The sequence below is a fragment of the Acidovorax sp. KPB24-03 genome, from assembly GCF_057546605.1.
The window spans coordinates 1-7889 of sequence record NZ_BAAJYR010000160.1; the positions used below are offsets into that span (position 1 = coordinate 1).

Annotated in this window: 7 protein-coding genes; 4 read left to right on the top strand and 3 right to left on the bottom strand. The window is 69.3% G+C overall.

The window, feature by feature from the left end; all coding sequences use genetic code 11:
• The 3 genes from AC27KI_RS15560 to AC27KI_RS15570 all read left to right on the top strand — a co-directional run.
• The coding region (locus AC27KI_RS15560; RefSeq protein WP_487114616.1) for an acetate--CoA ligase family protein at positions 1-1116 on the top strand (1116 nt) is incomplete at its 5' end.
• On the top strand, positions 1103-1660 hold the full coding sequence (locus tag AC27KI_RS15565) for a nuclear transport factor 2 family protein (RefSeq protein ID WP_487114618.1): 558 nt from the start codon (positions 1103-1105) through the stop codon (positions 1658-1660). The genes AC27KI_RS15560 and AC27KI_RS15565, both read left to right, overlap by 14 nt.
• A 356-nt stretch (positions 1661-2016) precedes the next feature.
• Entirely contained in the window at positions 2017-3180 is a 1164-nt protein-coding gene (locus AC27KI_RS15570) for a porin (protein ID WP_487114620.1), read from the top strand.
• Positions 3181-3357: 177 nt separating this feature from the next.
• Here AC27KI_RS15570 and AC27KI_RS15575 read toward each other — a convergent pair whose 3' ends face one another.
• Positions 3358-4155, bottom strand: coding sequence for an SDR family NAD(P)-dependent oxidoreductase (locus tag AC27KI_RS15575; protein WP_487090051.1), 798 nt, complete (start codon positions 4153-4155; stop codon positions 3358-3360).
• Positions 4156-4373: 218 nt separating this feature from the next.
• Here AC27KI_RS15575 and AC27KI_RS15580 point away from each other — a divergent pair, with 218 nt between their 5' ends.
• On the top strand, positions 4374-5141 hold the full coding sequence (locus tag AC27KI_RS15580; RefSeq protein WP_487114622.1) for an IclR family transcriptional regulator: 768 nt from the start codon (positions 4374-4376) through the stop codon (positions 5139-5141).
• A gap of 30 nt (positions 5142-5171) precedes the next feature.
• Here the strand turns inward: AC27KI_RS15580 and AC27KI_RS15585 are convergent, their stop codons facing one another.
• Both AC27KI_RS15585 and AC27KI_RS15590 read right to left on the bottom strand, forming a co-directional pair.
• A complete protein-coding gene (locus AC27KI_RS15585) occupies positions 5172-6875 on the bottom strand; it encodes a flavin-containing monooxygenase (RefSeq protein WP_487114624.1) in 1704 nt (567 codons plus the stop codon).
• 214 nt (positions 6876-7089) lie between these two features.
• On the bottom strand, positions 7090-7872 hold the full coding sequence (locus tag AC27KI_RS15590; RefSeq protein WP_487114626.1) for an SDR family NAD(P)-dependent oxidoreductase: 783 nt from the start codon (positions 7870-7872) through the stop codon (positions 7090-7092).
• Positions 7873-7889: the final 17 nt, after the last annotated feature.

Genomic DNA, 7889 nt, shown 5'->3' on the forward strand with positions numbered 1-7889 from the left:
GCCGCTGCCGGCCGCCGCGCGGGCCGCGGCGCTGGAGCTGCTGCCGTTCGCCGTGGCAGCAACCCGCTGGACATGACGGCGCAGGTGACCGCCGTGCCGCAGGGCGTGCCGCGCACTGTGGCACTGATGCTGGACCAGGCCGGCTACGGCACCGTGTTCGCCTATCTGGCGCATGTGGGCCTGTCGCCACAGCGCTTCGCAGCCACGCAGGCCGAGCTGATCGCGCTCAAGCAGCGCCATCCGCACCGGCTGCTGGTGCTCGTCATGCTCTCGCGTCCCGAGGTGAATGCGGCGCTGGAACAGCACGGCATCGCCGTGTTCGAAGACCCGTCGCGCGCCGTGCAGGCCGTGGCGGCGCTGGCCCACGTGCACAAGCGCCGGAGTACCCTGCACCTGCCGCCCCCGCCGACCGGGCCTTCCGCACCACTGGGGAACGTGGCCACCGAAGACGGCGCCAAGCGTGCGCTGGCGGCCGCGGGCCTGCCCGTGCTGCCCGAGCGGATCTGCCGCAGCGCCACGGAGGCTGCCGAGGCGGCCTCCGCCATGGGCTACCCCGTGGTGGCCAAGATCGTCTCGCCCGACATCGTGCACAAGACCGAAGTGGGCGGCGTGCTGCTGAACCTGCCAGACGCGCAGGCGGTGGCCGAAGGCTTTGCCGCGCTGATGCAGCGCGCGCAATCGGCCCGGCCCGATGCCCGGCTCGATGGCGTGTTGGTGGCGCCCATGCTCAAGGGGGGCGTGGAACTGATCGCCGGCATCCACCGGGACCCGACCTTCGGACCCATGGTGATGTTTGGCTCGGGCGGCACGGCCGTGGAGCTGTTCAAGGACGTGGCCTTCGCGTCGGCACCGCTCACGCCGCAGCGGGCCCGGGCGCTGATGGAGCGCGTGCGCTCCACACAGTTGCTGCGCGGCTGGCGCGGCGGCCCGCAGTACGACGAACAGGCCCTGGCCGACGCGCTGTGCAGGCTGTCGGAGTTCGCCTTCTCGCATGCTGACCAGATCGAGAGCATCGACATCAACCCGCTGGTGGTGCGCGTGCAGGGCGCCGCCTGCCTGGATGCCGTGATCGCCGTGCGCGCTCCCGCGCCAGGGGACTCCCATGGCACCCATTGAAGCGCGCCTGACGGCGCTGGAGGCCGGGTGGCAAGCCCTGGCCGACAAGGATGCCATCCGCGAATGCCTGTACCGCTACAGCCGGGGCATCGACCGCTGCGATGCGGAGGCCCTGCGCAGCGCCTACTGGCCCGACGCTACCGACCGCCACGGCCCCTACCAGGGCAGTGCGGAGGGATTCATCGACTGGGCCCTGGACAAGCTGCCGGGGGGCGGCCGTATGGTGCACCTGCTGGGCAATATCGCGATCGAACTGCGGGGCGAGCAGGCCGCGGCCGAAAGCTACTTCCAGGCCTTTCAGACGGGTACCGGCGCCCAGGGGGAGGCCGCCGAGACCTTTCTGTGCGGCCGCTACATCGACCGCTTCGAGCGCCGCGCGGGCCAATGGCGCGTGGCGGCCCGCACCGTGGTCTACGACTGGATCCGCGAGGCGCCCGCCGCCCCAGGCACCGATGCGCAGCGCTTCGGCGTGCGCATGCCTGTGGGCGCACACAAGCCGGCGGACGCGTGGTATGCACTGCTGTCTGGATTACCCGATGGATAATTTCGACGCCTGATTTTCGTTGGGCTTCAATAATGGCCTGGATGAATAATCCGGGCCATTGGCGCTGGATTTTTTGGATTTCCGGATGGGTTTATTTGATGGTCGGTGAATACCCCTAATCGATCGGTGCATACCCTGCAATTGCTATGTAGGTCATTGAAATCAATAGGATTTTTTTCTTACCATTTTTTTAACCGGTCGACAGGTAATTAATGGTTTTGCTGTGGGTGGCCGGTCATGTGCCAACCCTGGCGGGTGGCGATTCATATTGCTGCGTGAGGAGACATTCGATGTCGGAAATATTCAACAAAACAGCCGGCCGCATTTGCCGGGGCATCCAAAGCACGCCATCACGCGTGCTAGTGGGCGCCATGGCCGCCTGGGCCTGTGGCCAAGCGCCGGCGTGGGCGCAACAGGCGCAGAAAGAAGAACTGCGCCAGATCACCACGCCCGCGGGCGGCATGGCCGCCGCCGCATCCAGCGTGACCCTTTATGGACTGATCGACACCAGCATCGCCTATGCCTCCGGCGCAGGCGGGCGCATCACCAAGCTGGACAGCGGGCACATGAATGGATCGCGGTTCGGTTTCCGGGGCTCCGAAGACCTGGGCGGCGGGCTGCGTGCCAATTTCTGGCTGGAAGCGGGCATCAACTCCGACACGGGTGGCTCGGGGCAGAACCAGGGCGCAGGTGCCAAGTTCTTCGGCCGGGGTTCCCTGGTTAGCCTCACGGGCGACTTCGGCGAGGTGCGGCTGGGCCGCACGGTGACCACGATCAGCTCCGAGGCGCAGGCCGTGGGCGATGCCTTCGGTTTGGGGGGCGCCGGCAACCTGCAGGGCATCCAGCCGGCCACAGGCCGCGCGAACAACACGGTCTGGTACCAGTCGCCGTCGTTGTCCGGATTCATCGGCAAGTTCTCGTACTCCTTCGGCGAGCGCACCAGTGCCACGGGCGGCACCCAGGCCGCCAACCAGGCCGCCGTCGCGTTGTTCTATTCCGGCCAGGCGCTCAGCGGCGCGGTGGCGTACACCACCTTGCGCCATCCCACGGACCTGAGCACGGTGCGCTGGCTCAACTCCAGCCTGGCCTACAACTTCGGCGGCTTCAAGCTGTTCGGCTCGTTCGCGACATTCAAGAACCCCGGCGCCGACCTCAGCCCGGCCGTGCATGCGGCACTCGATGGCAATGTGCAGTTGGCGGGCATTCCGACCGTGGGCTACTACGCCGGGCAGGACGACCGCAGCGCCTCTCTGGGTGTGGCGGTACCGTTCGGGTCCAGCACGGTGCTCGCGCAGGTCGTCAAGGTGGATGACCGCGGCCCGCTGAACCGCGATGCCACGCAGTTCGGTGTGGCTTACCTCTATGCCCTGTCCAAGCGCACCACGCTGTATGCGGACTACGGCAAGGTGAAGAACCGCAACGGCGCAGGCTACGCGCTGACGGGCGCGACGTCGCAGGCCGGCCTCGGCGACAGCGGCAACAGCGATGCCGTGCACGTGGGCGTACGCCACGCTTTCTGAGCCTGCGGCCGCGGGCAGGCCCACCTGGTGGGGACGGGGCCTGACATGATGGCACGCGGAGCAGCAGGAGTCCAAGGGCAACGGCCGCGTTGCAGCGCGGGTCGGCTGCCGGGTACCCAGCTCTGGAAGGCCCGGTTTGCAGGCTCGACGGGCCTGCGCACCGGGCTCGCAGGCGTTTCAGCCGGCGGCGGGCCGGCCCCAGCCGCCCATGGGCAGCGAGCCCATGAGCGTGTGCGCCAGGCCACCGTCCACCAGCAATTCGGCGCCATGCACGTAGGCCGCGTCGGGGCCCAGCAGGAAGGCGGCCACGCTCGCCATGTCATCGGCTTCGGCCAGCCGGCGCAGGGGCACGCGCGCTTCGCGCAGCGTGCGGGCCTCGGGATCGGTATAGGCTGCCGCCGTGCCCGGCGTGAGCGTCAGCCCGGGCGAGAGCGCGTTCACGCGGATGCCCTCGGGGCCCCACTCGGCGGCCATCTGGCGCATCAGCATGAGCGCGGCGGCTTTGCTGGCGCTGTAGGCGCCCAGCGGCGGCGTGGCATGGCTGCCCGAGATCGAGGTGATGAACAGTACGGTGCCGCGCGTGGTTTTCAGCGCCGGGTAGGCGGCCTGGGCCAGCAACAGCGGCGCGCGTGTGTTGACGGCGAAGACGCGGTCCCACATGGCCGGGTCGTACGTGGCCAGCGGGCCCGGTGCCGCGAAACCCGCGTTGCTGACCACGGCGTCCAGGCCCCCGAAGGCGTTCACGGCCTGCGCGCACAGGCGGGCCGGAAAGGCCGCGTCGGCCAGGTCGCCGCCCAGCACGAGCGCGGTGCCGCCGAGTTGCCGGATCTCGGCCGCCAGGGGCTCCAACTCGGCCAGATGTTGGTCTGCCAGCGCGATGCGGGCGCCGCCGTGGGGCGCCGTGTCCCGCGCCAGACGCAGTGCGATGGCGCGGCCGATGCCCCGCGCGGCTCCGGTGATGACGCAGCGGTTCATGCGGCCTCTGCTGGCGTGGTAACGCCGGGCTGGCCGATGGAAGGGAAAGGAAGGTGTGCCATGGGGTTCAAGGGTTGGAATGAAGGCTTGCGGGAAGGAAAGCGGTCCGCCGCGCGGGCCCGTGCCTGTGTCGCGCGCAGGGCTGCCGGCGGTGGCGGGGGCCCGCACAATGGGCCGGCCATGCCATGCACCCGCCGCGTTGTCTCTGGAGCTTTCCCATGCCCGCCAGTACGGTGAAGTCCGCCACCCGGGTGCTGCAGGTGCTGGAATACTTCGCGCAGGTGCGCACGCCCCTGCCGCTCAAGCGCATCAGCGAGGCGCTGGGCTACCCCCAGTCGAGCACCACGGTGCTGCTCAAGAACCTCATCGCCATGGGCTACCTGCGCTATGACCGCACCGAGCGCCTGTACTTCCCCACGCCGCGCGTCACTTCGCTGGGCGACTGGATCTCGCAGGCGCTGTTCGGGCAGGGCCGCATCTTCGAACTGATGCACGACCTGCACGGCGCCACGGGCGAGACGGTGTCCATCGCCATGCTCAACGACATCTATGTGCAGTACATCCGCGTCATCCAGTCCACGCATGCCATCCGCTTTCACACCGACGAGGGCAGCCTGCGCCCGCTGACCCGCTCGGCGGTGGGCTGGCTGCTGCTCACCGACCGCACCGATGCAGAGGTGGAAAAGCTCGTGCACCGCGCCAACATTGCCGTGCAAGGGCGCGAAGACCGGGTGCCGTTGGAGACCATCGCCCCCGAGGTGGCCGGCGCCCGGCTGCGCAAGGCGCTCTACCTGGAGAACCTGCCGCTGCTGGGTGGCGCCACCATCGGCGTGGTGCTGCCCTGGCGTGTGCAGGGCCGCCTCGTGGTGCTGGGCATGGGCGGCACCATCGAGCGCATGCGGCCCCACCGGGCGCGCTACACCGCGCTCATGCGGCGGCTGGCCCTGCAGCTGGAGCAACCGCAGCCCGGGCCGGGCCGCGCATAGCGCACGCATTGGGCGGGGCGGCGCGGACGGTCAGCCCGCCACCGCTGCTTCGGCCGGGGCTTCCTGGCCTGTGTGCGGCACCGGCCGCGTCAGGGTTGGGCGCTGGAAGGTGAAGTTGCGGTAGCCGTCCTGCGCGGCGGCCGCGCAGTGCTCGCGGTACTTGGCGAAGCCTCCGGTGAACAGCGTGAGGCCCTGCGGCTTGTCCTTCACGTTGGCGCCCACGTACCAGGTCTTGGCCTTGAGCAGCAGCGAGCGCTGCGACAGCGTGTAGACCAGGTCCATCCAGCCCTGCTCGGCCTGGGCCGTGGGCTCGATGGTGGCCAGGCCATGGCCCTGCATGTGCTGCATGGCGGCGGCGATCCAGTCCACGTCGTTTTCGCTGATGCGGATGATGTTGGCCAGCGCGGCGGGGCCGTTGGGGCCGGTGGTCATGAAAAGGTTGGGGAAGCCCTCCATCATCAGGCCCAGGTAGGAACGCGCGCCGTCCTGCCACTTGCCGTTGACGGTGCGGCCGTCGCGGCCGACCACGTCGAAGGCCAGCATTGCGCCAGTCAGGCCGTCGTAGCCGGTGGCCAGGATGAGCATGTCCAGCTCGACCTCGCCGGACTGCGTGCGAACGCCCTTCTCGGTGATCTCCACGATCGGATCGTGCAGCAGGTCCACCAGGTGCACGTTGGGGCGGTTGTAGGTCTCGTAGTAGCTGGAGTCCAGGCAGGGACGGCGGGCGAAGATGGGGTAGCCGCGCGGCTTGAGCTGCTCGGCCGTCACCGGGTCCTTCACGACCTCCCCGATCTTGCCGCGCACGAATTGCGCTACATGCTCGTTGGCTTCGGCGTTGGTCATCAGGTCGCAGAAAGTGCCGAGCATGGCCAGGCCGCCGCTCTTCCAGGCATCTTCCAGCAGTTGCTGGCGCTGGCGGGGCGTCACGCTGAAAAACGCGCGGGTGGATTGCGGGCGCACGCCGCCCACGGCACTGTTGCGCGCGGACTCACGGATGCCGGCGTAGTGGCGCTTGACCTCGGCCATGTACTCGGGCGTGAGGTCTTCGTTGCGCATGGGCATGGTGAAGCTGGGCGTGCGCTGAAAGACGAACAGCTCGCCGGCCTCCTTGCCCACCTCCTGCACGATCTGGATGCCGGTGGAGCCGGTGCCGATCACGCCCACGCGCAGGCCTTCGAAGCGCACGGGCTCGTGCGGCCACCTGGCCGCGCGCAGCAGGCGGCCCTTGAAGCGCTCCAGGCCGGGGATCTCGGGGTCCTTGGGGATGGAGAGCGGGCCAGTGGCCATGATGCAGTAAGTAGCCTCGTAGACGGCCCCGCGGTCGGTCTTCACCGTCCACAGCTGGCGCTCCTCGCTCCACACGGCGCTGGTCACGCGCGTGTTGAACTGGATGTGCCGGCGCAGGTCGAGCCGATCGGCCACGAAGTTGATGTAGCGCAGCAGCTCGGGCTGGGCCGCGAACTGCTCCGACCAGGTCCACTCCTGCTCGATCTCGGGCGAGAAGGAGAAGCTGTAGTCGATGCTGGGCAGGTCCACGCGCGCGCCGGGGTAGCGGTTCCAGTACCACACGCCGCCCACGTCGCCGCCGGCCTCGAAGCCCTGGATCTTCAGGCCCATTTCCCGAAACTTGTACACGGCGTACATGCCGCCAAAGCCCGCGCCGACGATGGCGACGTCGATGCGCTGGGGCGGGGTGGGAGCGTTGGCGTTCCCGTGCAGGGTTTGCGTTGTCATGTTGTCTCCTCTGGGGGGCGGCATGGTCCGTGCCGCGGATGGTTTCAGATGGGGTCAGGTCGCCACCGGCGCTGCGCTGGCGCTTGCGGCGTGCGGTCTGTCCTGCGGGAAATGATGCGTTCGCGCCGTGCGCGGATCAAGCAAATGCACGGGTGGGGCCTGCAACATCACATCCATGATTTCCGGGTGCCCGCGCGGCCCGTGCACGCCTGCCTCAGACGGCCAGCGTGCCGCCGTCCACCGGCAGCGTCACGCCATTGACGAAGCTCGCCATGTCCGAGGCCAGGAACACCGCCGGCCCCGCCAGCTCGTGCGGCTGGCCCAGTCGGCCGGCGGGAATGCGCTGCATGAAGCGCGCGAGCCGCTCGGGGTTGGCGCGCGTGGCCTCGGTCATCGGTGTGTCGATCACGCCCGGCGCCAGCGCGTTGACACGGATGCCATCGGGCGCGAGGTCGAGCGCCAGGGTCTGCGTGAACATCTTCACCGCCGCCTTCGAGGGCGAGTAGCCCAGCGCACCGCCCTGCGCGATGAATGCCGCGCCCGAGGCCACATTGATGATGCTGCCGCGCGTGCGCCGCAGCGCGGGCAGCCAGGCGTGCACCGTGTGGAACACGCCGAAGAGGTTCACGTCCATCGTGCGGCGCAGGTTCTCGGCGGCGCGCGGGCTGTCGATGCCTTCGCGGATGATCACCCCCGCGTTGTTGACGAGCGTGTCCACATCGCCGACCGACTGCGCCACCTGCGTGGCGAGGTCATGGCAGGCCTGGGCGTTGGACACGTCGAGCGCCCAGGCCCAGCCCTCGGTGCCGGCAGCGCGCACATCGCGCAGCGTGTCTGCACAGCGATCGGCCTGCAGGTCGGTCACGATGACGCGCGCGCCGGCCTGGGCGAAGGCCACGGCCACCGCGCGGCCGATGCCGCTGGCCGCGCCCGTGACAAGGGCCAGGCGGCCGGCCAGCAGCCCGGGGGTGGCCGGCCAGGTGGGGGGAAGTGGCATGGGCTGGCATGGGGTCT